At 54.1% G+C, this 22,745-nt stretch carries 24 protein-coding genes; 9 read left to right on the top strand and 15 right to left on the bottom strand.

The genetic code is table 11. The annotated features are described in order from the left end of the window. The first annotated feature begins 1 nt into the window (after position 1). The gene (gene dbpA, locus PHACT_RS01330) at positions 2-1,384 is read left to right on the top strand and encodes an ATP-dependent RNA helicase DbpA (protein WP_070115574.1); all 1,383 of its coding nucleotides are present in this window, start codon (positions 2-4) and stop codon (positions 1,382-1,384) included. Positions 1,385-1,488: 104 nt separating this feature from the next. On the opposite strand, the gene PHACT_RS01325 is transcribed toward dbpA, so the two are convergent. Continuing rightward, entirely contained in the window at positions 1,489-2,826 is a 1,338-nt protein-coding gene (locus PHACT_RS01325) for a UDP-glucose dehydrogenase family protein (protein WP_070115573.1), read from the bottom strand. Positions 2,827-2,910: 84 nt separating this feature from the next. Continuing rightward, on the bottom strand, positions 2,911-4,041 hold the full coding sequence (locus tag PHACT_RS01320) for a patatin-like phospholipase family protein (RefSeq protein ID WP_070115572.1): 1,131 nt from the start codon (positions 4,039-4,041) through the stop codon (positions 2,911-2,913). Positions 4,042-4,145: 104 nt separating this feature from the next. On the opposite strand from PHACT_RS01320, the gene PHACT_RS01315 reads away from it, so the two are divergent. After that, positions 4,146-5,177 carry a 5'-nucleotidase gene (locus PHACT_RS01315; RefSeq protein ID WP_083264250.1) on the top strand — a complete coding sequence of 344 codons (1,032 nt, stop codon included), beginning with the start codon at positions 4,146-4,148 and terminating at the stop codon, positions 5,175-5,177. A gap of 2 nt (positions 5,178-5,179) precedes the next feature. Beyond that, complete coding sequence (gene cysB, locus PHACT_RS01310; protein ID WP_070115571.1) at positions 5,180-6,178, top strand: HTH-type transcriptional regulator CysB; 999 nt, start codon at positions 5,180-5,182, stop codon at positions 6,176-6,178. Here the strand turns inward: cysB and PHACT_RS01305 are convergent. Continuing rightward, positions 6,168-6,890, bottom strand: a complete 723-nt coding sequence (locus PHACT_RS01305; protein ID WP_070115570.1) for a phosphoadenylyl-sulfate reductase — start codon at positions 6,888-6,890, stop codon at positions 6,168-6,170. The genes cysB and PHACT_RS01305 overlap by 11 nt on opposite strands. Positions 6,891-7,137: 247 nt before the next feature. Here PHACT_RS01305 and thrH point away from each other — a divergent pair, with 247 nt between their 5' ends. Next, a complete protein-coding gene (thrH, locus tag PHACT_RS01300; protein ID WP_070115569.1) occupies positions 7,138-7,755 on the top strand; it encodes a bifunctional phosphoserine phosphatase/homoserine phosphotransferase ThrH in 618 nt (205 codons plus the stop codon). A gap of 118 nt (positions 7,756-7,873) precedes the next feature. Here thrH and pabB read toward each other — a convergent pair whose 3' ends face one another. The 7 genes from pabB to PHACT_RS01265 all read right to left on the bottom strand — a co-directional run bounded on the left by pabB (position 7,874) and on the right by PHACT_RS01265 (position 15,213). Next, complete coding sequence (pabB, locus tag PHACT_RS01295) at positions 7,874-9,361, bottom strand: aminodeoxychorismate synthase component I (protein ID WP_070115568.1); 1,488 nt, start codon at positions 9,359-9,361, stop codon at positions 7,874-7,876. Continuing rightward, the gene (locus PHACT_RS16415) at positions 9,361-10,191 is read right to left on the bottom strand and encodes a hypothetical protein (RefSeq protein WP_070115567.1); all 831 of its coding nucleotides are present in this window, start codon (positions 10,189-10,191) and stop codon (positions 9,361-9,363) included. Before PHACT_RS16415 ends, pabB begins: the two co-directional genes overlap by 1 nt. Before the next feature lie 83 nt (positions 10,192-10,274). Next, positions 10,275-11,492, bottom strand: a complete 1,218-nt coding sequence (locus tag PHACT_RS01285; protein ID WP_083264249.1) for a cupin domain-containing protein — start codon at positions 11,490-11,492, stop codon at positions 10,275-10,277. A 50-nt stretch (positions 11,493-11,542) separates the two neighbouring features. Further along, on the bottom strand, positions 11,543-12,910 hold the full coding sequence (gene purB / locus PHACT_RS01280; protein ID WP_070115566.1) for an adenylosuccinate lyase: 1,368 nt from the start codon (positions 12,908-12,910) through the stop codon (positions 11,543-11,545). Between the two features lie 53 nt (positions 12,911-12,963). After that, the gene (hflD, locus tag PHACT_RS01275) at positions 12,964-13,635 is read right to left on the bottom strand and encodes a high frequency lysogenization protein HflD (RefSeq protein WP_070115565.1); all 672 of its coding nucleotides are present in this window, start codon (positions 13,633-13,635) and stop codon (positions 12,964-12,966) included. After that, positions 13,616-14,749, bottom strand: coding sequence for a tRNA 2-thiouridine(34) synthase MnmA (gene mnmA / locus PHACT_RS01270; RefSeq protein ID WP_070115564.1), 1,134 nt, complete (start codon positions 14,747-14,749; stop codon positions 13,616-13,618). The genes hflD and mnmA overlap by 20 nt, the downstream gene beginning before the upstream one ends. Then, entirely contained in the window at positions 14,746-15,213 is a 468-nt protein-coding gene (locus PHACT_RS01265; protein WP_070115563.1) for an NUDIX hydrolase, read from the bottom strand. The genes mnmA and PHACT_RS01265 overlap by 4 nt, the downstream gene beginning before the upstream one ends. Positions 15,214-15,410: 197 nt before the next feature. Between PHACT_RS01265 and moaC the strand changes: the two genes are divergently transcribed. The 3 genes from moaC to moaE are packed head-to-tail and all read left to right on the top strand — an operon-like array spanning position 15,411 to position 16,633. Beyond that, on the top strand, positions 15,411-15,893 hold the full coding sequence (gene moaC, locus PHACT_RS01260; RefSeq protein ID WP_070115562.1) for a cyclic pyranopterin monophosphate synthase MoaC: 483 nt from the start codon (positions 15,411-15,413) through the stop codon (positions 15,891-15,893). Positions 15,894-15,898: 5 nt separating this feature from the next. Then, positions 15,899-16,150, top strand: coding sequence for a molybdopterin converting factor subunit 1 (gene moaD / locus PHACT_RS01255; RefSeq protein ID WP_070118062.1), 252 nt, complete (start codon positions 15,899-15,901; stop codon positions 16,148-16,150). 3 nt (positions 16,151-16,153) lie between these two features. Further along, positions 16,154-16,633, top strand: coding sequence for a molybdopterin synthase catalytic subunit MoaE (moaE, locus tag PHACT_RS01250; RefSeq protein ID WP_070115561.1), 480 nt, complete (start codon positions 16,154-16,156; stop codon positions 16,631-16,633). Between the two features lie 23 nt (positions 16,634-16,656). Here the strand turns inward: moaE and PHACT_RS01245 are convergent, their stop codons facing one another. Both PHACT_RS01245 and cspD read right to left on the bottom strand, forming a co-directional pair. Further along, a complete protein-coding gene (locus tag PHACT_RS01245) occupies positions 16,657-17,226 on the bottom strand; it encodes a pseudouridine synthase (protein WP_070115560.1) in 570 nt (189 codons plus the stop codon). Positions 17,227-17,442: 216 nt separating this feature from the next. Beyond that, positions 17,443-17,667, bottom strand: a complete 225-nt coding sequence (cspD, locus tag PHACT_RS01240; protein WP_070115559.1) for a cold shock domain-containing protein CspD — start codon at positions 17,665-17,667, stop codon at positions 17,443-17,445. 229 nt (positions 17,668-17,896) lie between these two features. Between cspD and clpS the strand changes: the two genes are divergently transcribed. Together clpS and clpA are read left to right on the top strand one after the other, a co-directional pair. Beyond that, positions 17,897-18,232 carry an ATP-dependent Clp protease adapter ClpS gene (gene clpS / locus PHACT_RS01235; protein ID WP_070115558.1) on the top strand — a complete coding sequence of 112 codons (336 nt, stop codon included), beginning with the start codon at positions 17,897-17,899 and terminating at the stop codon, positions 18,230-18,232. 67 nt (positions 18,233-18,299) lie between these two features. Continuing rightward, the gene (gene clpA / locus PHACT_RS01230) at positions 18,300-20,612 is read left to right on the top strand and encodes an ATP-dependent Clp protease ATP-binding subunit ClpA (protein WP_070118061.1); all 2,313 of its coding nucleotides are present in this window, start codon (positions 18,300-18,302) and stop codon (positions 20,610-20,612) included. 105 nt (positions 20,613-20,717) lie between these two features. On the opposite strand, the gene infA is transcribed toward clpA, so the two are convergent. The 3 genes from infA to trxB form a co-directional block, all read right to left on the bottom strand. Further along, on the bottom strand, positions 20,718-20,936 hold the full coding sequence (gene infA / locus PHACT_RS01225; RefSeq protein WP_058021674.1) for a translation initiation factor IF-1: 219 nt from the start codon (positions 20,934-20,936) through the stop codon (positions 20,718-20,720). Between the two features lie 76 nt (positions 20,937-21,012). After that, complete coding sequence (gene aat, locus PHACT_RS01220; protein WP_070115557.1) at positions 21,013-21,717, bottom strand: leucyl/phenylalanyl-tRNA--protein transferase; 705 nt, start codon at positions 21,715-21,717, stop codon at positions 21,013-21,015. Between the two features lie 36 nt (positions 21,718-21,753). Further along, a complete protein-coding gene (gene trxB, locus PHACT_RS01215; RefSeq protein ID WP_070115556.1) occupies positions 21,754-22,692 on the bottom strand; it encodes a thioredoxin-disulfide reductase in 939 nt (312 codons plus the stop codon). Positions 22,693-22,745: the final 53 nt, after the last annotated feature.

The raw sequence follows: 22,745 nt of genomic DNA, 5'->3' as shown, positions 1-22,745 counted from the left end.
TATGTCCGTTACCGAATTTTCAGCATTGACGCTGAAACCTGAACTGTTCAGTAATCTTGAGTCACTGGGTTATGCCCAAATGACACCGATTCAGTCTGAAAGTCTGCCGCACCTGCTGCTCGGCAAAGATGTTATTGGCAAGGCCAGGACCGGCTCAGGCAAAACGGCTGCGTTCGGACTTGGCCTGTTGCAGAAACTGGACGTAAAACGTTTTCGGATTCAGACCCTGGTGTTGTGCCCGACGCGGGAACTGGCCGACCAGGTTGCCGTCGAAATTCGCAAACTTGCCCGCGCCATGCACAATGTCAAAGTACTGACTTTATGTGGTGGTGCCGCTATCGGGCCGCAGATTGGATCGCTGGAACATGGTGCCCATATCATTGTTGGCACACCAGGGCGCATCGAAGATCATTTGCGCAAAGGCACGTTAAAACTCGATGATGTAGACACACTGGTGCTCGACGAAGCGGATCGTATGCTGGAAATGGGTTTTCAGGAATCCCTGGAAGCTATCGTTTCGCAGATACCGGAGGCACGTCAGACCTTGCTGTTCAGCGCCACCTTTGCTGACGACACGCAACGTATTGCCAGACGCATGATGCGCGACCCGGTTATGGTAGAAGTCGAAACCGAGGCGGCCGGGCCCGACATCGATCAGCGTTTCTTTCGAGTCGGCGCCGATACCGACCGTATGACCGCCCTGCAACTGCTTTTACAGGACCTTCGACCCGAATCGACACTGGTGTTCTGCACCACCAAACGCGATGTCGATGACGTCTGTCAGCAGCTGCAACGCAATAACTTCAGCGCCATGGCCTTACATGGTGACATGGAGCAGCGCGACCGCGATCGGACGCTGATACTGTTCAGTAACAACAGTGTTTCGGTGCTAGTTGCGACTGATGTCGCCGCGCGTGGTCTTGATATTGATGCTCTGGACCTGGTCGTCAACTACCACCCGGCCAGGGACACCGATACTCACATTCATCGTATCGGGCGTACCGGTAGAGCTGGCAGCCATGGCCTGGCCTGCACCTTGTTTAATGATTCCGATGCGCACAAGATCACCCGCCTGTCGGTGCCGGGAGATCCCATCAAGCGGCCGGATCAATTGCCCAGGCGGAGCCTGCTGGAGCAAAAAACCCCTTATCCAGCGATGCAGACCCTGCAGATAGACGGGGGCAAAAAGCAGAAACTGAGGCCCGGGGACATTGTCGGCGCCCTGACCAATGGCGGGGAAATCACATTCGAGAGTATAGGCAAAATCAACGTCACCGATAATAGCGCCTATGTCGCGGTGCGTCATGAAATCGCCAAAATCGCCCAGAGCAAGCTCAGTGAAGGCAAGCTGAAAGGGCGCTCCTTTCGTGTCCGCAAGTTGTAGCAGGGCGCAATGCTGGCACTAAAAATAATATCAGCCAGGTAGTCAAAATCCGCCAGATCGACGACGGTATGCAGACTCAAGTCTGTATTGCCGCCGTCAGTATTTCAACTATGCAGCGATGCACCACGGCCGATGGCATAATAAGTCAGACCGGCTTCGTTGACGGTGTCAGGATCATAGACATTGCGGCCATCAAAGATGACCTTATCGCTCAGTGTTTCCGCCAACCGTTCAAAATTTGCCGCGCGGAAATGTTGCCACTCGGTACAAATAATCAGCGCATCCGCACCGACCAGTGCTGCGTCGCGAGTACCCACCAGACGCAGGTCCTGGCGCTGACCATAGAGTCGCTCCACCTCCTGCATGGCCTCCGGATCATAAGCCTGGACAATGGCACCAGCCTGCCACAGCGCTTCCATGATGACCCGGCTGGGTGCTTCGCGCATATCATCGGTTTTGGGCTTGAATGACAGTCCCCAGATGGCAAAGGTTTTGCCGTTTATTTCGTTACCGTAATGCTGGCGAATCAGATCCACCAAACGCTGTTTCTGCAAGTTGTTCACTGACTCTACCGCCTGCAGAATGCTCATCTGCATGCCATGTTCGCGGCCGGTTCGTTCCAGTGCCTGCACATCCTTGGGGAAGCAGGAACCACCATAACCAATGCCGGGATAGATAAACTGGTAACCGATCCGTGGGTCAGAACCGATACCATGTCGAACCTGTTCGATATCTGCGCCAAGCAATTCAGCCAGATTGGCGATTTCATTCATGAAACTGATTTTGGTGGCAAGCATGGCATTAGCCGCGTACTTGGTCAGTTCGGCGGCGCGAATGTCCATGACGATCATACGATCGGAGTTGCGGTTGAATGGCGCATAAAGCTCAACCATCTGTTTGCGCACCTGTGCCGAGTCAGTGCCGACCACGATCCGGTCCGGTTTCATGAAGTCATTGACCGCAGCGCCTTCCTTGAGGAATTCAGGATTCGATGCAATAGATACCTGAAGTGAAGAACCCCGGGCATCCAGCTGCGACTGCGCCGCTTGACGCACTTTTTCCGAGGTGCCAACCGGCACCGTGGATTTGGTCACGATGGTTTTGTTTTTATCCATCAGACGGCCGATTTCCGTGGCCACTGCCAGCACATATTTCAGGTCTGCTGAGCCATCTTCATCGGGAGGTGTGCCAACCGCAATGAACAACAGATCGGCAAAACCGACCGCTTCAGCGGCATCTGAGGTGAAGTGCAGGTTTCCCAGCTTGCCGTTCTCAACCACCATCGCCTCAAGGCCAGGTTCATAGATGGGAATCTGGCCCTGGCGCAGCCTTGATATCTTGTCGGCATCTACATCCATGCACATGACCTGGTGCCCGGAATCCGCCAGGCAGGTGCCTGAGACCAGTCCGACATAGCCAGTGCCAAAAATCGTTACTTTCATGTTTGTTTTTTCCCTGCATGACTCTGATGAATCAAGTCTAGTGTAACAAGCGTGTCACTGTCATGACATAATCGGCAAAGCGTATTAATCGTGGAAAAATGCTCTTATCTGCTCGCGTTTTGCCATGGCATCGGCAATGCCCAGATCCATGAGCTCCTGGCAATACGCTTTTTCGAACATCAACAGGCTGGCAATGGAACTGGCATTGGTGTCGCGAATGAATAACCTGATGGAACGGGGCAGGGACTGGTAGTGATCTTCAGCAATCCGGTTAAGGTCCAGGCTGGGTGTGATATCCAGTAGTTCGATCGGGCGCACATCAAGCTCGGCAGAAGGCTGGCATTGGCCCAACATGGCGTTGTAGCGCCGCAGAACTGCCATATCGCTCTCCAGCGTATCAACAAAAGCGCTGTTAAGCACATGCCCGATAATCTGCGACAACGACGGGTGGTTTACCTGATCTCCTTTGGCAGGCCGGCGGGTGGAACTGCCACTGACGCCAATAGCCAGAATCTTGCGGGCCCCCATATGAATGGCCGGACTTAACGGTGCAAGCTGGCGAATTGCGCCATCGCCGAAAAACTCACGTTTGATACGAACGGCGGGAAACAGTGTTGGAATGGCGGTCGAGGCCAGTAAATGCCTGTGGCGCAGGTCGGTGCGAATTCCCAGCCGGTGTGGACGATGCCAGTTGGGAATATCGCGGCTGCTCTGAAAAAATGAAACCGACTCGCCGCTGCTATAACCTGACGCAGTCACCACAAGACTGTCCAGGTGCCCTGCGTCGATGTTGCTATTGATGCGCTCCAGGCGCAGAACATCCTGCAGCAACGACTCCAGTGGCGAGTTGTCCAGCAATGACGCCGGGGTGCGGCGCCGACGATTGGCCAGGACCGAAAACACCCAGTTAGAGGCACTGCTGATCAAACCGACCGAGTCGAGTTTGTAGACACGATCACTGGTCATGTTGCCCCAGATGTATTCCAGCATTCTGATGCCGGTGCGAAACTTGTGCGCCTGGGTGGCAATACCCACCGCGTTCAGGGCACCTGCCGAGGTACCTGAGATAATGGAAAACGGGTTGGGAGCATCTTTGTCCAGTACGGTTGCTATGCCCCTGAGTGCACCGACCTGATAGGCAGCACGGGCACCACCACCGGACAACACCAGAGCTGCCTGAGTCTGATTGTCAGTGGGCGGATGCGGCGATTTCATGGTGTCGTTATTCCTTTTTGGGCCGCTTTGCCTGGGCGGCTATTCCAGCGTAGAATTCTACCTCGCCGGCATCTAAATGCCAGCGCCAATAAAGGATATGTTTCATGTCTGATAAAAAATCTGATAGAAAGCTCGATAAAGAGTCTGATAAAAAGCTCGATAAAGAGTCTGATAAAAAGCTCGATAAAGAGCCTGATAAAAAAAATATTGATAAACTCGTGATCGCCATCTCATCCAGAGCCTTATTCGACCTGAATGACAGTCACCGGATCTATGAAGAACAGGGCCTTGAAGCATATCAACAGTATCAGATAGCCCACGAAAGTGAACCACTGCAACCCGGCGGGGCATTCAGCCTGGTCAAAAAACTGCTGCATCTCAATACCCAATTGAACAGCCAACGGGTCGAAGTCATACTTTTGTCCCGAAACAGCGCCGATACCGGCCTGCGTATTTTTAACTCCATCGAGCACTACGGCCTGAGTATTACCCGCGCCGCTTTTTCCGGCGGCGCCAGCCCCTATCGATATATTTCAGCTTTCAACAGCCACCTGTTCCTGTCCATGGATGGCGCCGATGTCAGGCATGCGCTGGAGCAGGGAGTTGCTGCAGCCACCATTTTGCCATCAACAACAACCATGGCGAGCGACGACCGGCTGAAATTCGCATTTGACGGTGACGCCGTTCTGTTCTCCGATGAAGCCGAGCGCATCTATAAAAGCGAGGGCCTGGAAGCTTTTGCCCGAAGCGAGAAACAGTCAGCCAACCAACCCCTGTCCGGAGGACCTTTCAAGCCGTTTCTGGCGGCACTGCAGAAGCTGCAGATGGAATTCGCACCGGGCGAATCACCGATCAGAACCTGCCTGGTAACGGCACGATCAGCACCGGCCCATGAGCGAGTAGTGCGCACGTTGCGCGCATGGAATATTCGTATTGATGAATCGCTGTTTCTCGGGGGCATGGACAAAGGTGGCTTCCTGAAAGCGTTTGACGCCGACGTATTCTTTGATGATCAGGAGGGACACTGTGATTCGGCCCGTCACCATGTTGCAACGGGTCATGTGCCTCACGGCGTCGCCAATGAAATTGGCAGAGCTGTCACTCCGGATACGATAAGCAATAGCGGACAGGACTGAGCATGAAACTTCAGCAGTTGCGTTATATCTGGGAAGTTTCCCGTCAGGGTCTGAATGTGTCAGCAGCGGCGCAACGCTTACATACATCCCAGTCAGGCATGAGCAAACAGATTCTGGCACTGGAAGACGAACTGGGTGTAAAAATTTTCCTGCGCAATGGTAAACATCTCATCGGCATGAGCGAAGCCGGCGAACGCATTGTGAAACTGGCAGGGGAGGTGCTGCAACAAACGGAAAATATCGCCCATCTGGCCGCTGAGTATTGTGATGAAGGTTCGGGCAGTCTTGCGATTGCTACAACGCATACACAAAGCCGCTATGTGTTGCCTGCAGTGATCTCAGCATTCATCAAAAAGTACCCGGACGTATCACTGCAATTGCACCAGGGTACACCTTATCAAATCGCGGAAATGGCAGCCAAAGGTACTGCCAACTTTGCCATCGCCACCGAAGCCATGGATAAATTCAGCGACCTGCTGATGATGCCCTGTTATCGCTGGAACCGCGCTGTACTGGTACCACGCGGTCATCCGCTGGCGGCACTGGAGCGCTTGACACTGGCTGACGTGGCAGCTTATCCGTTGGTGACCTACGTGGTCGGTTTTACTGGCCGCTCCAGGCTTGATGACGCCTTTGCCAGTCAGGGCCTGGCTCCGCGAGTTGTGTTCACGGCTGTTGATGCTGATGTCATCAAGACCTATGTCCGCCTCGGCATGGGTGTCGGCATCATTGCAAAAATGGCTTATGACGTCGAGCGGGACAGCGATCTGGTGGCGCTTGATGCCAGCGCGCTGTTCGATTACAGCGTTACGCGCATCGGTTTCCGACGCGGCACGTTATTGCGAAGTTACATGATCGATTTCATGCGCATGTTTGCGGGGCATAAAGGCGGACCGGCTGTGGAACGGGTCATCGAGTGTCAGAGTCAGGCAGATATTGATGCGCTGTTTTCCGCGACGGTACTGCCTGAACTCAATAGCATGCCGGTGGCTACTCAATAATATTGATCTTGTGCAATCCACATTCCTTGGCGGTTGCTTCCTCCCACCACCATCGGCCTTCACGTTCATGCTGATTGGGGCCAATCGGTTTGGTGCACGGTTGACAGCCAATACTGACGAATCCCTGATCATGCAACGGATTGTAAGGCAGGTCGAACATCCGAATGTAGTCCCAGACATCCTTTGAGCGCCAGTTGGCGAATGGATTGAATTTCAACAGGGTCTTTCCCGGGGCGGCAAAGGTTGCGTCTACCTGGGCCAACGGGACATCCGTTCGGGTCGGGCTCTGATCTTTGCGTTGACCGGTAATCCAGGCGTCAACATTGGCCAGTTGCCGTCGCAACGGTTCAGTCTTGCGAATCGAGCAGCATTCTTCATGACCGTCCTGATAAAAGCTGAACAGCCCCTTGTTGCTGGTCAATTGCTGAATCGCGGTGGTGTCGGGGTAGAGAAAATCCAGATCCAGATCAAATTCCTGCCTGACCTTGTCGATGAATTGATAGGTTTCCGCATGCAGGCGGCCGGTATCGAGTGTAAATACCTTGATATTCTTTTTCAATTTCCAGGCCATGGCAACCAGCGCAACATCTTCGGCGCCGCTGAACGACACCACAATATTGGGAACGTCTGCCAGCACCTGTTGAAGGATGTCTCTGGGCTCCATGGTGTTAAATTTTTCATTTATTTCAGCGATGTTATGCGCGCTTATCATGCTTTACCTTCAGATTTTCGTGAATCAACTTACGGTATTCGAGTGTCAATGGCTTGGTATTGTAGGTCGCAACGCGACTGCTTGCACGTATTTGTCAATTAACAGCGCCCTGAGCGCTGGCATGTCAGACGGGGTCGCTATAAAATCACGGCGGTGCCAAGGCAACAGTTTCAGCTGGAACCTTGTCTGCTCAGCGGCTTGCTGAAAACTGATGTGAACTGACAAACACTTATAAGAGGTATTTTGCGTGGAGATCGCCTGTCTTGATCTTGAGGGTGTGCTGATTCCGGAAATCTGGATTGATTTTGCGGAACGCACAGGAATTGATGAACTGCGGGCGACAACACGCGATATCCCCGACTACGATGTTCTGATGCAGCAACGGCTACGGATTCTGCGCGAACATAAACTCGGGCTTCCCGATATCCAGGAAGTTATCTCGGGTATGGCGCCCATGCCTGGCGCCAGCGAGTTCGTCGACTGGTTGCGCGAACGTTTTCAGGTCGTGATTCTGTCTGATACCTACTACGAATTCGCCCAGCCCCTGATGCGGCAACTGGGTTTCCCGACCCTGTTTTGCCACCGCCTGGAAACCGACGATAGCGGTATGATCGTCAATTACCACCTGCGCCAGAAAGACCCAAAACGTGAGTCCGTGAAAGCCTTTCATGGACTGAAATACCGGGTTATCGCGGCTGGAGATTCCTATAACGACACCACCATGCTGTCCGAGGCTGAGGCCGGCATTCTGTTTCGCGCACCGGATAATGTCATTCGCGAATTCCCGCAATTTCCGGCTGTGCATGAATACGACGATCTCAAGCAGGAGTTTTTAAAAGCCAGCGTCAGGCCATTGACCCTCTGACTCAAGAACCAGGGCTGCGAGACAGGGTTCAGAGCTGGGTTTAAGAGCTGGGTTTAAGAGCTGGGTTTAAGAGCTGGGTTTAAGAGCTGGGTTTAAGAGCTGGGTTTAAGAGCTGGATTTAAGAGTCAGGTTGCGCGGATACCAGCGCCATGAGAGCGGACACTTTGTCGTAAGCCTCCTGATATTCGCGTGCCATCTCCGAGTCCGACACGATGCCACCGCCCCCCCAGCAAAAAATATGACCCTGATAACAGAGCAGGGTCCTTATGCTGATACTGCTGTCCATTCGGCCCCGATAATCGCAATACATCACGCTGCCGCAATACACAGACCTGGGCAGCGGTTCCAGCTCTGCAATAATCTGCATGGCTCGTATTTTGGGCGCCCCGGTAATGGAACCACCGGGAAAACAGCGTTTAAGCAGCGCAAAAGCGCTGACACCTTTGGGCAAGATGCCCGTAATGGTGCTGATCAGGTGATGAACCTGGCTGAAACTGTGCAGCTTGAACAGTTCTCGGGTCTGCACCGAACCCGTTTCGCAAAGGCTGCCCAGATCGTTTCGCAGTAAATCAACAATCATTAAATTCTCGGCGCGGTCTTTTTCACTGTTCTGCAGTTCGTCACTGCGTTGCTTGTCGATTTTCGGATCCAGGGAGCGTTTGCGTGTGCCTTTGATGGGCTGGGTCACTACCTCACGCTCATTGACTGATACAAAACGTTCCGGAGACAAACTGAGGACCTGTGCATCACCGGTATCGAAAAACGCAGAAAACGGGCTACGACTGCCTTGCCGCAGGCGCAGGTAGGCCTGCAACGGCTCGCCGCAGAAACGACCAACAAATGGAATCGCCAGATTGGCCTGGTAACAATCGCCGGCAACTATATAGGCTTTGAGCCGGTCAAAGGCAGCGGAATACTGATCAGCCGTTAGCTGAGGCTGAAACGCGCCATGCAGAATAAAGTCCTGATCGGTGTGCTTGTCAGTGTCATGCGGGTTTTTATCGTGAAGTCCCGGTCCATCCGGGCCATTGAGTTCACAGAGTGTTTGCATGACCTGCCGACGAATAACGTCCGGGCATGCTGGCAACACAAACAACGATGTTGTGCCGCATTCATGATCGACCACCACAGCCCATTGATACAGGCCACAACTGGCAGTCGGCGCTTGCGATAGCACCTCGCCCAGCTCATGACAGTCATCAACGTCACTGCGTTCATCGCGGCATGGTGTATTGCCGGCGGCATCGTAACCAAAGCAGGCCAAAACACCACCACAAAACGGCAGATCCGATAATTCGGCAATCACACTGTCGGAGGGTCGATCATGCTGCAACAGACTGTCTGCCGCCGTAAAAATGCAGGACTGGTCTGACAGCGGTTGCCAGCAGGCTTTGGCGCCCTGACGATGTTCGATTACATTCGCGTCATCGATTTTATGCAGACGCAGTTGCTTCGACGGCAACGCTGTCAGAATGTCATAACGGCTTTCTGGCTGCTGGCCCAAGCCGCTGTCCAGGCAAACGGCGCCGGGCAGGGCGCCGATACAGTGGATCAGGTCGTGGCTGTCACGCTGATAAGGCAATGTCTGCAGTATGAGTTCTGCCATCACGGCACGATATCAATTCGCACGGCCAGGGTTGGTGAACCGGGCTCGGTGAGGGGTTCGGTGCCCGCGGGCTCTCCATTCGCCGCAGGCGCTCCATTAGCCGCAGGCGCTCCATTAGCCGCAGGCGCTCCATTAGCCGCGGGCGCTTGATTCGCAGCGGGCGCTCCATTAGCCGCAGGCGCTTGCAGATCAAGTGTTTGCCAAACGCCCAGCGGCACACGCATTTCATGGCTGCCAGACAACGATGGAATATTGTCGACACCCAGACTGACCGACGCTGTGTCACCCAGTACCTCAGCAGACACGCTGACTCGCGGCCGGTCAGTACTTGTTGTGTCCGGATCCGCACTCGCATCCGGGTTCTCTGTTTGCGGCTCGCCTGTCTCCGGGTCGCCTGTTGCAACGCTGCCAATGTCCGGATCATTGTTTTGCGCCAGAAACACCAGCGCCTGCCCTTCGATGCCCTGGCTTTGCTGCTGCCCAGAGGTGTCAGCGCTATCCGCTTGGTGATTAAAATCGATACCAATAACAAGTCGCCTGGCTGGGACGTCCTGTTCGGCGATGATGGTTTGCAAAACCTGAAGGTTGCTCGTGGTGGTGGCAATGATCAACTTGTCATCAATCTGCCCGACGCTGCCGCGAGGATCAACGGAAGCACGCACACTGTCACGAATTCGGTCAGGTTCGCGGTGCATAATCTGAATGATTTCAATGACTGCACGATCTCCATTGGCTTGCTGGGCATGAACCTCTGGCATAGCGCTCATCAACATAACGCCAGAAACGGGCAGGGCGAGTGTCAGCACAACTGTTCGCATAAATGATGTCATAGAATATCCATGTAACCGGCTCAGCGTGTATCCTGGGTCTATTAAAGGTCTATTAAGGCTCTATTCGGGCCTACTACTCACAGTCAGCCAATAATCAGACTGCCACGGTTGTAAAGTGTCAGCAATAGTTCGGCCGCTTCTTCATCGGCGTTACAGGCAGACACCACATCCGGGTCCAGTGCCTCGGTATGACCGGGCGTACTCAGTGCCTGCAGCAAGGTCAACAGCCGCCAGTTACAGCGATAGCATTCGCCGTCGACATACAATTCCGCCTGCGTGTCCGCCAGTGCATAAGCATAGCGAGAACCGGGTACCTTGAATACTTCAGCACCATCACCAAGCGCATCGCGCAAGCTGATAATGTCACTGATACCCCCATCGTCTTGCTCATGGCCGTAGTCATGACCGTCATGCGAACCACAGCAGGCAGAATGCTCATCGTGCTGATACTTCGGCGTGGTCATGGTCTTGCCAAACCATCGGCGAATCTGTTCGGGGTTGGCTATCATGCTCAGCACCCGTTCATGCAGATGGCGAACCACGTCTGCAGATATCTCACCCGGGTGCAGAGGCAGTTGCGCGTTAACATCAACATAACGTTGATCTTCCGTCAGTTCGTCCAGCAACTGGTCGGCCAGGCCGCTAACGATATCGGCTTCAGATGGCGCGCGGAACCCGACTGAATAGGTCATGCTGTTGCCAATGGCAACACCGTAGTGAGAGACACCCGGTGGCAGATACAGAATATCACCCGGGCCTACAATCCATTCCTGCTCAGGCTGAAAGTCTTTCACAAGACGCAGCCCGCTCTCATCGCGACGAGGAGTCATGCTGTTGCACATGGCACCTGTCTGCCAGCGTTTCTGGCCCATGCCCTGGATCAGAAAGACATCATAATAATCAAAGTGGGGGCCGACATTGCCACTGTCAGTGGCATAACTGACCATCACATCGTCTATTCGCCAGCTGGGAATAAAGTCAAAGTCCGCCACCAGTGCACTGACTTCATCAACCCAGTGGTCGACAGCCTGCACCAACAGGCTGTAATGCGTCTGAGGTAATGATTCGAATTCGGCTTCGGTAAATGGGCCGCTGCGCAGTTGCCAGGTGTCCTGTGCCGCATTAACCTGGATCAGCCTCGACTCGATATCCTGTTCACAGGCCAGACCCGCGAGTTCTTCTGGCGTAATCGGGTCAACAAATGGCAGTTCGCCAGCCCGAATCAATAACGGTTTCTTTTGCCAATAGTCACGTAGAAATCGCTGCCGGTCAAAATCGGCAGGCAATACAGATTCGATCACGAAATATCCTCGTTGTTACCATCGCCTGGCGCCATGAGCCAGGCTGTCATTCAAATGGCCTTGGCCTGGGAGACTGCGTTACCGATATAATTTTCGGGCCGCAACGCCCGTAGTTCTTTACGGGCGACTTCGGGGATATCCAGGCTGTCAATAAACGCACTGAGCACTTCTGCGTTAATGGTCTGGCCGCGTGTCAGTTCTTTTAACTTTTCATACGGCTTCTCCACCCCGTACCGACGCATTACTGTCTGGATTGGCTCAGCCAGAATTTCCCAGCTGTTGTCAAGATCGGCCAACAGGCGTTCCGGATTCAGGCTCAATTTACTCAGACCTTTCAGCGTAGCGTGGTAGGCGATCAGACTGTGTGCGAAACCGGTCCCTACACTGCGCAGCACTGTGGAGTCAGTAAGATCCCGCTGCCAGCGTGAAATCGGCAGTTTTTCTGCCAGGTGTTGCATGATGGCATTGGCGATACCCAGGTTACCCTCTGAGTTCTCGAAGTCGATCGGATTGACCTTGTGCGGCATGGTGGATGACCCAACTTCACCGGCAATCGTGCGCTGTTTGAAATAACCCAGTGAAATATAACCCCAGATGTCGCGATCCAGGTCAATCAGAATGGTATTGAAGCGACAGCAGGCAGCAAACATCTCTGAAATGTAGTCATGCGGCTCGATCTGTGTCGTGTACGGGTTCCAGTCAAGGCCGAGTTTTTCGACAAAACTTTTTGCATTGGCTTGCCAGTCAATATCCGGGTAGGCAGACAGGTGCGCATTATAGTTACCAACGGCGCCATTGATTTTGCCCATTACCGGGCTGTCGGCAAGTTGCGTAAGTTGGCGCTGCATGCGGTACACCACGTTGGCCAGCTCTTTGCCAACCGTCGTAGGGGAGGCTGTCTGGCCGTGCGTGCGTGACAGCATGGGTTGCTCAGCCGTGTCGTGAGCCAGTTCGCGTAGCCGATCAAGCAGTTGATGCATAACTGGCAGCATGACCAGGTCACGACCGTCGCGCAGCATCAGGGCGTAGGACAGGTTGTTGATGTCTTCCGAGGTGCAGGCAAAGTGAACAAATTCGACCTGCTGTCTGAGATCAGCATGGTCAGCAATCTTTTCCTTGATAAAGTATTCCACCGCTTTCACGTCGTGGTTGGTGGTACTTTCAATGGTCTTGACTCGCACCGCATCAGTCTCGGAGAAGTTCTTGATGATGCTTTCCAGCAATTCCTGACCAGCTTCACTGATCGGCGGTGCTTCGACAATGCCCGGGTGTGCGGCCAATTGCTGTAACCAGCGAATTTCGACGATAACGCGATAGCGAATCAGGGCATACTCGCTGAAACAGGCGGCGAGTGCTTCGGTCTTGCTGCGATAGCGACCGTCAACGGGGGAAATGGCAGTGAGGGTAGAAATGCTCATGAGCCTTGATGGTTCCTTGCTTTGATAATTAAATGGATGTGTCCCGCCGGCGATCAGCTGATCAGTTTGCGCCGAATACCACTGAGGGTTTCACGAATGTGTTTTTTGTAAAAGAACAGGTGCCAGCGACGTCCACCTAACTGGTGCCATAACATCGCCGAGCGAATGCCAGCCAGCAGCAGGGCACGAATCTGGTCAGCGACGATGTGGTCGCGCAGGTGTTCAGGGTTACCAGCGACATGAATACGAAAGCTGAGTTTGCTGATGGTGTCCTGATAGAGTCGGGCCAGCGCCGAACAATCAGCATGAAGCGCCTGCAGTGGCATGTCAGCCGGCATGGGTTCGGCGCCAGGTTCGTCTGGCAATAGTGCTGTCAGTCGCTCGCCTATGGCAGCTTGCATGGCTTTTTCACCCGACAGGCGTTGTTGCAGGACCAGCATGCCCAGCATATAACGCACAACTTCCGCGTTCTCCTTCAGGCCGGCACTGTCAAAGCTGCGCTGCAGCGTCGAAATACCCTGACTGAAAACTTCGACCGAAGGATACACTTGCGCCACAGAGTCAGGATTCATCTGATAAACCGGTCGCAGACAGGCCCGCATGGTGTGACGCGAGGCACTGCCTTCGGTGGCCAGTTCATGCACCAGCACCGAACACTGAGCAACAGCAGACAATGCAATATTTCGATATTCCCAATTGGAAAATTCAGCGGTAGTACTGCTCAATGACGCCTCCTCCCAGACAGATGTCGCCCTGATAAAATACGATAGCCTGCCCGGGTGTGACTGCCCGCTGGGGCTCATCGAAACTTACCCGGACATGCCTGTTATCGGGATCGTCCGCGTTCTCCCTTTCAACCAGACAATGCTGGTCGGCCTGTCGATAACGAATCTTTGCTGTGCAGCGCAAAGGCAAGTCCGGCGCCTGACGATTGATCCACGCCACCTGGCTCGCCTTCAGCGCTGACGAGAACAGGGCAGGGTGGGTACTGCCCTGAGCCACGATAAGACAGTTGCGTGGCAGGTCTTTGCCAACGACATACCAGGGTGCGTCGTCATGCGCCTGCAATCCACCAATACCCAGCCCCTGACGCTGACCGTAAGTATGATACATCAGTCCATGATGCCTGCCGATCACTTCACCGTCGACAGTTTCAATATCACCTGGCTGAGCGGGCAGATACTGCTGCAGAAAATCCTTGAACTTGCGCTCCCCAATAAAACAGATGCCCGTGCTGTCTTTTTTATCGCTGGTAACAAACCCGTGTTCGGCCGCCAGCGCTCGCACCGCCGGTTTTTCCAGCTCACCCACTGGAAACAGACTGCGCTCAATGCAATCTTCACTGACCGCGCTCAGAAAATAACTCTGGTCTTTGTTGGCATCCAGGCCTTTCAGCAAACGTGTCTGCCCGTTAAGCAGGTCCCGACGGACATAATGCCCGGTGGCTATGTAGTCGGCCCCCAGCACCATGGCATACTCCAGAAACGCCTTGAACTTGATTTCACGATTACACAGTATGTCGGGGTTGGGGGTTCGGCCGGCCCGATACTCCGCCAGAAAGTGCTCGAATACGCCATCCCAGTATTCGGCGGCAAAATTGGCGGTATGCAGCTTTAACCCGAGCCGATCACACACAGCCTGAGCATCGGCGAGATCCGCTTTGGCCGTGCAGTACTCGGTATCGTCATCCTCTTCCCAGTTCTTCATGAACAGGCCTTCAACCTGGTAACCTTGCTGCAATAGCAACAGCGCGGCAACAGACGAATCGACACCACCGGACATGCCCACGATGACACGGGTATCGCTGTTCTGATTATTGCTCACGGATACGTTGTTCATGCCTGTCCCAGATTCCTGACCAGACTCAGCGGATAAACCTGGCCATTGAGATAGTCTTCGATGACAGCGATAACGGCGGGACTGCGCAACTGCGCCTGTCGCACCTGCAATTGCGGCAGGCTGAGCCAATGGGTGCGAATGATATCAGTGTCCAGTTTACGGCCAGCGTCTTCGCGTACGGCGCGTGCAGCAAAACAGTTCCGAATATAACACTCACCGCTGTCTGTCGATTTGCTTTGGTAAACGCCGACAAAACCGGTCAGTTCCACATGCCAGGCAGTCTCTTCCAGGGCTTCGCGCACGGCGGCTTGCATCAGCGACTCATTGGCCTCAAGGTGGCCCGCCGGCTGATTGAACACCACCTGGCCGCCACTGATCTCTTCAACGATCAGAAACTGTGGATGATCAGTTGCACCGGGTTTTTCGATCACAACGGCAACGGTCTGATGGGGATACCAACGCATACGGGGCTCTTTTTTCTTGCGTTCAGGTGAGTCTGCTCAGGCCTGGCGGCATGTATCATGTACAGTATTGATGTTCATTCAGCGGCCATCAACAGGGCAGGGATTGTACCGGAAAACACCGGAAAATGCCTCCACTTCATCGGCGATACGGGTGATAATGCCCATGCCTGCTAACTAACCGGAGACTTGAGGAGATAATGACTGAATTAACGCATCTGGATGCCCAGGGCAATGCACATATGGTTGATGTTGGTGGCAAAGCCGTGACATCCCGGGTTGCCATCGCCGCCGCTGAAATCCGCATGAACGCTGACACACTGGCATTGATAGCCGGGCGCGGACACAAAAAAGGCGATGTGTTGGCAGTTGCCCGTATTGCCGGCATTCAGGCCGCCAAGAAATGCTCTGACCTGATTCCATTGTGCCACCCGCTCATGCTGACATCGGTCAGCGTAGACTTTGAACTGGATAATGCCCTGAACCGCGTGCTGATCACGGGCCGCTGCGCTCTGGACGGCAAGACCGGTGTCGAAATGGAAGCACTGACGGCGGTGTCGGTGGCAGCCCTGACGATTTATGATATGTGCAAGGCAGTAGATAAGGACATGGTCATTGGGGACATTTGCCTGTCAGAGAAAAAAGGCGGGAAGTCAGACGATTACAAACGAAAGGCAGAATGAATCTTATGTACAGTATTCACTATTTCGCCAGTGTGCGAGAACAGCTTGATTGCTCGGAAGAGTCAATCGAAGCCACCGATGCCATCGCCACTGTCGCTGATCTGGTCAAGCTACTGGCTGCGCGTGGCGGTGCCTGGACCATGTTGGCCAATCGACAGCAAGTCCTTATTGCGGTCAACCAGGCAGTCTCCGATCATGAGCAGGCACTAACCGGCAACGATGAAATTGCATTTTTCCCGCCCATGACGGGGGGTTGATAAATGCCGACCATGATTCGCATTGATGTTCAGGCACAGGACTTTGACCTGGCAGCGGAGTATGCACTGATCCGCGATATCGCTGACAACCCCGGCGCCATTACCATTTTCAGTGGTCTGGTGCGGGAGCTGCAGGACGTTGCGGCCGAGGGACAGAGTCTGACCCTGGAACACTATCCCGGTATGACCCAGAAAGCACTACGAGACATTGCCGAGCACGCCTGTGACCGTTGGCCGCTGTCAGTGTGCCGTGTTATTCATCGAGTTGGCACCCTGCAACCCGGGGACCAGATTGTCCTGGTGGCAACCGCCAGTCTGCATCGTGACGCCGCCTTTGATGCAGCTCGCTTCATCATGGATTACCTGAAAACGTCGGCGCCGTTCTGGAAAAAGCAGGTCGCCGGAGACAAAGACTATTGGGTGGAAAGTCGCACATCTGATCACCAGGCTGCTGCACGATGGCAGGACGACAACAACTCCTGACCACTGCCAGTGGTCTGCGAGTTTCATCTCCACCATTGCGACGGCAGGGTGATCGCCCGGTGCTCTCCTGGCTGCAGTCCATCCAGTTGCCAGTCACCGATACGCTGCCGGACCAGACGCAGCGTAGGAAAACCCACGGCTGCCGTCATTCTGCGAACCTGACGGTTACGTCCTTCAAACAGGGTAAGTGCCACCCAGGAAGTCGGAATCTGCTTGCGCTCGCGAATGGGAGGCGTACGCGGCCAGATTTCAGCAGCAACATGCGCTTCTGCCAACGCCTCAGCGCCTGCTGGCCGGCTTCGGCCATCCTTGAGTGACACGCCCTGGCGCAGCTGCTGCAGGGCGCTGTCAGTGATACTGCCTTCGACCTGAGACCAGTAAAGCTTGCCCAGTTTGTGCCTGGGGTTACTGATACGTTGCTGGGTTTCACCGCAATCGGTAAGCAATAACAACCCTTCGGAGTCCTTGTCCAGCCGGCCGGCCGGATAGAATCCTGGCGCCTTCAGGTAATACGCGAGCGTTTCTTCAGCTGCTGCGCCGGTAAACTGGGACAGCACGTTGAAAGGTTTGTTGAAAAGTATCAATTGCGGCATACGGCGAATTATAGCGGAATTGTGGGCAGGTGCGCGCGTTTGCCGGGGAGAACCCCACTCAGATGATCAAATTAAAACGGCGATAGCCACTGTGCGCTTTTTGCTGTGAAGCAAAGGCACTGGCGTGGGCTATCGCCGATTATGGCGCCGCTATTTCCATCGGCGTTGTGTTGTGCTCTTGCGTCCTTCAGGGCGCCAGCTGCTCAGACCGCCCGGTCAGGCTTGTTGCTGCTCATGTTCAGCAGGTCTGATGTTGGTTGCGTGAAGTCCCTTGGGTCCTTCCAGAGTCTCGAATTCAACGGGCTGTCCCGCTTTGAGTGTTTTGTAGCCGTCCATGCCAATCGCCGAATAGTGAGCGAACAGATCGCTGCCACCGTCATCCGGCAGGATGAAACCAAAACCCTTTGCGTTGTTGAACCACTTAACTTGCCCCGTAGCCATTATAATACTCCGTTCTACGTATAATTTTATTTTAATTGTCGTACACGTCAGGCTCTTTGACCTGTGTGTTCTCCTTAACGGTTTTTGCCGTCCCTGTCAAAGCGTATTATTCACCATTTTTGTCTAATTGCAACAGTCTGTAATCACGCAGTACACTAAAGTGGCTTGTGATAACCTAGTTGCGTCCCCATATTAGACTCAGGTTAGTTGTTAAAAGGTAGTAAACACTATGTCTGACGAGAAGTTAAACCAGCCGGATGATGGCCGCGAAGAGGGTGTGGCTACTGCGGCCAGCAAACCCAGACTGGCCCGACCCCCACTATACAAGGTCCTGCTTTTTAACGATGACTATACACCCATGGACTTTGTGGTGGTAATTCTGGTTGAGTTTTTCCACATGCCAACCGAAAAAGCGACCCAGATCATGCTGAAAATCCATACTGAAGGCAAAGCCGTATGCGGTGTCTTCAGCCGTGATGTTGCAGAAACCAAGGCACAGCAGGTGAATGATTTTTCCCGCGAGAACAATCAGCCGCTGCTGTGTCATGTTGAGGTTGATCAGTGAGTTCAGTTGGGCTTATGCTGATCACAAGCCGTACATTGATCGTACTACCGCCGGGGAGAACAAAGCGATGTTAAGTCGGGATCTGGAAGTAACCCTGAACAGTGCTTTTTCCAGCGCTCGTGGCAGGCGTCATGAATACATGACGGTAGAACATTTGTTGCTCGCGCTACTGGACAATGATGTTGCGGTCGATGTGCTTATGCACTGCGGCGCTGATCTTGCCAGGTTGCGAGCCAATCTGGTCGATTATATCGACAGCACCACACCGATGGTGCCGGAAGATGAGACCGAGCGGGAAACCCAGCCAACACTTGGGTTTCAGCGCGTACTGCAACGTGCGGTGTTCCATGTGCAATCCTCCGGGCGTCAGGAAGTCAGCGGCGCCAATGTCCTTGTCGCGATCTTCAGCGAACAGGAAAGCCAGGCTGTCTACCTGCTGGGCCAGCAGGATATTGCCCGACTGGACGTGGTGAATTACATCAGTCACGGTATCAGCCGGCATGCTGCCGGCGAGGGCGGCATGGGGCCGGGCGCCCAGGAAGGGCAGCAACAGGATGGTCAGGACGCAGATGAAAACGGCGGCAGCTCCGCCAGCGCGCTTGAAACCTACGCCACCAATCTGAACGAAATGGCACGGCAGGGTAAAATAGATCCGCTGATTGGTCGCGAAAAAGAAGTGACGCGCGTGATTCAGGTGCTGTGTCGTCGTCGTAAAAACAATCCCTTGCTGGTAGGCGAATCCGGTGTCGGTAAAACTGCCGTCATTGAAGGTCTGGCGCGCCAGATAGTAGAAGATCAGGTGCCCGACGTTCTCAAAGGTAGCGTGATCTACTCGCTTGATCTGGGGGCATTGCTGGCAGGGACCAAGTATCGGGGCGACTTTGAAAAACGCTTCAAAACCCTGCTCGCCGAATTAAAGAAAAAACCTGAATCGGTGCTGTTCATTGACGAAATTCATACCATCATCGGCGCCGGTGCCGCGTCCGGCGGTGTCATGGATGCTTCCAATCTGCTTAAACCGATCCTCACCTCCGGCGATCTGCGCTGCGTGGGGTCAACCACCTATCAGGAATACCGCGGTATTTTTGAGAAAGACCGCGCGCTGTCGCGTCGTTTCCAGAAAATCGACGTGGAAGAACCTGATGTCGAAACCACCTACAAGATTCTTAAGGGGCTCAAATCCCGCTTTGAGGAGCACCACGCCCTGCGTTACAGCGATAATGCCTTGCGGGCAGCGTCTGAGCTCGCAGGTCGCTATATCAATGACCGCTTCATGCCTGACAAGGCCATTGACGTTATCGACGAGGCCGGCGCCTGGCAGCGCCTGCTGCCCGAGAGTCGACGCAAGAAGCTGATTCAGGCAACGGATATGGAAAAAGTGGTGGCATCCATCGCCCGTATTCCGCCACAACATGTCACTTCATCGGATGTTGAGAACCTGAAGACTCTGGAAACCAACCTTAAAATGGTGGTTTTTGGTCAGGATGAAGCAATCGGCTCACTCGCCACCGCCATTAAACTGTCTCGCGCCGGCCTGAACACGCCCGACAAACCCATTGGTTCCTACCTGTTCTCGGGGCCTACCGGCGTCGGCAAAACCGAAGTCAGTCGGCAACTGGCCCGCATTCTGGGCATTGAGCTACTGCGCTTTGATATGTCTGAATACATGGAGCGCCACACCGTGTCGCGACTGATTGGTGCGCCACCCGGCTATGTTGGTTTTGACCAGGGCGGGCTGCTGACTGAAGCGGTTAACAAACATCCGCATTGCGTGCTGTTGCTCGATGAAATCGAAAAGGCGCACCCGGATGTGTTCAATATCCTGCTGCAGGTCATGGATCATGGCACGCTCACCGACAACAATGGCCGTAAGGCTGATTTCCGTAATGTCATTCTGATCATGACCACCAATGCCGGTGCTCAGGAAATGTCACGGGCGTCCATCGGCTTTACGCATCAGGATCACAGCAGCGACGGCATGGAAGTCATCAAAAAGAGCTTTACGCCCGAGTTCCGCAACCGTCTGGATGCCGTTGTCCAGTTCGGTCCGCTGAATATGGAAACCATCCGCACCGTTGTTGATAAATTCCTGGTTGAACTGCAGGTACAGCTCGACAGTAAAAAAGTCACGCTGCATGTCGACGAAAGTGCCCGCGAGTGGTTCGCAGAGCATGGTTACAGCCCGGCCATGGGCGCTCGCCCGATGGGCCGCCTGATACAGGAAAAACTGAAGAAGGCACTGGCCGAGGAAATCCTGTTTGGTCGTCTGAGCAGTGGCGGCGAGGCCGTAGTCTCCATTCGCAACAATGAAGTTGAACTGGAGATCCGTAGCAAAGCGGAAAAATCAGAAGGTAAGGAACTGAGCTCAGCGGGAAGTTAAGCTCTTTATAAGCGCAGCTGCTTACGCTGCCGGGTTTAGGCTGCTGCCCGGCCAGCGCTTGCCGGCAGCTCGCTGCCGCCAAAATCGGCAGGGCTGATGCCGGAATTAACGGGCGCGGTAGGTGATACGGCCTTTGGTCAGGTCGTACGGAGTCAACTCCACTTTCACCATGTCACCGGTGAGAATACGGATATAGTTCTTACGCATTTTGCCGGAGATGTGCGCGGTCACAATATGACCGTTTTCCAGTTTTACACGGAACATGGTGTTGGGAAGGGTATCTACCACTTCGCCTTCCATCTCAATCTGGTCTTCTTTAGCCATCTAAAAGGATATCTCACTGCGAAAATTAAGCGCATATTTTGCCTGATTACAGCTGATTTGGCAAAGCATTAGTGGTTTACAGCAATTTATTGTCGAAAACCCACGGTACATTAGCAGGCTCAGGCTCACACCAGCGCTGCAAAACGTTCTGAAATTTTGCCCGCGACATTTCGTGAGCACCCAGGCTTTGCAAGTGATCGGTTGGCATCTGACAGTCAATTAGCGCAAACCCCCAATTCTGCAACTGCGTGGCCAGCGCCACAAACGCTATTTTAGACGTGTTGGGCGCCACGCTGAACATGGATTCACCAAAAAACAGTTTGCCCATGGCAACACCGTACAAGCCTCCGACCAGCTGGTCTCCGTCCCAGATCTCCACAGAGTGCGCATGACCAAGCGTGTGCAGTGCAATATAGGCATTCTGCATTTCATCCGTAATCCACGTGCCTTCACGCGCGGCGCGCAAGGCCGCACAGGCATGAATGACATCGGCAAACGCCGTATCCATGGTGATACGAAAACGACCCTGTCGGATCAGTTTGGCGAGACTACGTGATACATGGACATCGGAAGGGCGCAATACCATACGCGGGTCGGGTGACCACCATAAAATGGGACTGTCGTCATCGTACCAGGGGAAAATGCCCCGGGCGTAAGCGCTCAACAGACGCTCGGGACGCAGATCGCCGCCGGCGGCAAGTAACCCCGGCGGGTCATCAAACGCCTGGCCGACCGGCGGAAAGTCCAGGTTATCGGGGTGCAGCCAGGTAATAGATATCATTGCTTGCCGGTTTACTGGTCGCCGGTTAATTGGCGATTACTGGTCAAGAAATTTCTCGGCATCCAGTGCCGCCATGCAACCAAAACCGGCTGACGTTATCGCCTGCCGATAAACGTGATCGGCGATATCACCGGCAGCAAAAACGCCAGCAACACTGGTTTGTGTCGCATTACCTTCGGTGCCACTGTGGATTTTCAGGTAGCCGTCTTTCATCTCCAATTGACCTTCAAAGATATCAGAATTGGGTTTGTGCCCGATCGCAATAAAAACCCCGTCTACGGTCACGCTCTGGGTGCTGCCATCTTTGGTACTGACGAGATCAATACCGGTCACGCCCATGTCGTCACCTTTGACTTCATTCAGCGTGTGATCCCAGACAATGGTGATGTTTTCGCGTGCAAACAGCTTGTCCTGCAGGATTTTCTCGGCACGCAGGCTGTCGCGTCGGTGCACCAGTGTGACCTGGGAGGCAATATTGGACAGGTACAACGCCTCTTCGACAGCGGTGTTGCCACCGCCTATAACGGCCACCGGCTTGTTGCGATAGAAGAAGCCGTCGCAGGTTGCACAGGCGCTGACGCCTTTGCCCATGAACGCGGATTCCGATGGCAGACCAAGGTATTGCGCTGACGCGCCGGTGGCGATGATCAACGCATCGCAGGTGAACGTGCCGCTGTCGCCATGCAACCTGAATGGTCGCTGCTCAAGCTCAACCTTGTTTATGTGGTCAAACACCACCTGGGTATTAAAACGCTCGGCGTGCTCTTTCATGCGCTCCATCAGGGCAGGCCCCTGCAGACCTTCAACATCACCGGGCCAGTTGTCTACATCAGTGGTTGTGGTCAACTGCCCACCCTGAACAATGCCCGTGATCAGCACAGGTTCAAGGTTGGCGCGTGCAGCGTAAACCGCGGCGGTGTAGCCGGCAGGGCCGGATCCCAGAATAATCAGGCGATGGTGTGCAGGTGCGCTCATAAATCAATGTTTCCCCATGCAAGCGTGTATCGTATGGTGTGGATGCGCGGGCG

The organism is Pseudohongiella acticola (genome assembly GCF_001758195.1).
Lineage (GTDB): Bacteria > Pseudomonadota > Gammaproteobacteria > Pseudomonadales > Pseudohongiellaceae > Pseudohongiella > Pseudohongiella acticola.
The sequence above is the reverse complement of the archived record's forward strand: the minus strand, read 5'-3'. Positions and strand labels throughout refer to the sequence as shown.

What these genes read in the sequence shown, in the direction of transcription:
- dbpA (WP_070115574.1), top strand. Translation starts at nt 2, where the DNA reads ATGTCCGTTACCGAATTTTCAGCATTGACGCTGAAACCTGAACTGTTC.
- PHACT_RS01325 (WP_070115573.1), bottom strand. Translation starts at nt 2,826, where the DNA reads ATGAAAGTAACGATTTTTGGCACTGGCTATGTCGGACTGGTCTCAGGC.
- PHACT_RS01320 (WP_070115572.1), bottom strand. Translation starts at nt 4,041, where the DNA reads ATGAAATCGCCGCATCCGCCCACTGACAATCAGACTCAGGCAGCTCTG.
- PHACT_RS01315 (WP_083264250.1), top strand. Translation starts at nt 4,146, where the DNA reads ATGTCTGATAAAAAATCTGATAGAAAGCTCGATAAAGAGTCTGATAAA.
- cysB (WP_070115571.1), top strand. Translation starts at nt 5,180, where the DNA reads ATGAAACTTCAGCAGTTGCGTTATATCTGGGAAGTTTCCCGTCAGGGT.
- PHACT_RS01305 (WP_070115570.1), bottom strand. Translation starts at nt 6,890, where the DNA reads ATGATAAGCGCGCATAACATCGCTGAAATAAATGAAAAATTTAACACC.
- pabB (WP_070115568.1), bottom strand. Translation starts at nt 9,361, where the DNA reads ATGGCAGAACTCATACTGCAGACATTGCCTTATCAGCGTGACAGCCAC.
- PHACT_RS16415 (WP_070115567.1), bottom strand. Translation starts at nt 10,191, where the DNA reads ATGACATCATTTATGCGAACAGTTGTGCTGACACTCGCCCTGCCCGTT.
- purB (WP_070115566.1), bottom strand. Translation starts at nt 12,910, where the DNA reads ATGAGCATTTCTACCCTCACTGCCATTTCCCCCGTTGACGGTCGCTAT.
- mnmA (WP_070115564.1), bottom strand. Translation starts at nt 14,749, where the DNA reads ATGAACAACGTATCCGTGAGCAATAATCAGAACAGCGATACCCGTGTC.
- PHACT_RS01265 (WP_070115563.1), bottom strand. Translation starts at nt 15,213, where the DNA reads ATGCGTTGGTATCCCCATCAGACCGTTGCCGTTGTGATCGAAAAACCC.
- moaC (WP_070115562.1), top strand. Translation starts at nt 15,411, where the DNA reads ATGACTGAATTAACGCATCTGGATGCCCAGGGCAATGCACATATGGTT.
- moaD (WP_070118062.1), top strand. Translation starts at nt 15,899, where the DNA reads ATGTACAGTATTCACTATTTCGCCAGTGTGCGAGAACAGCTTGATTGC.
- moaE (WP_070115561.1), top strand. Translation starts at nt 16,154, where the DNA reads ATGCCGACCATGATTCGCATTGATGTTCAGGCACAGGACTTTGACCTG.
- PHACT_RS01245 (WP_070115560.1), bottom strand. Translation starts at nt 17,226, where the DNA reads ATGCCGCAATTGATACTTTTCAACAAACCTTTCAACGTGCTGTCCCAG.
- cspD (WP_070115559.1), bottom strand. Translation starts at nt 17,667, where the DNA reads ATGGCTACGGGGCAAGTTAAGTGGTTCAACAACGCAAAGGGTTTTGGT.
- clpS (WP_070115558.1), top strand. Translation starts at nt 17,897, where the DNA reads ATGTCTGACGAGAAGTTAAACCAGCCGGATGATGGCCGCGAAGAGGGT.
- clpA (WP_070118061.1), top strand. Translation starts at nt 18,300, where the DNA reads ATGTTAAGTCGGGATCTGGAAGTAACCCTGAACAGTGCTTTTTCCAGC.
- infA (WP_058021674.1), bottom strand. Translation starts at nt 20,936, where the DNA reads ATGGCTAAAGAAGACCAGATTGAGATGGAAGGCGAAGTGGTAGATACC.
- aat (WP_070115557.1), bottom strand. Translation starts at nt 21,717, where the DNA reads ATGATATCTATTACCTGGCTGCACCCCGATAACCTGGACTTTCCGCCG.
- trxB (WP_070115556.1), bottom strand. Translation starts at nt 22,692, where the DNA reads ATGAGCGCACCTGCACACCATCGCCTGATTATTCTGGGATCCGGCCCT.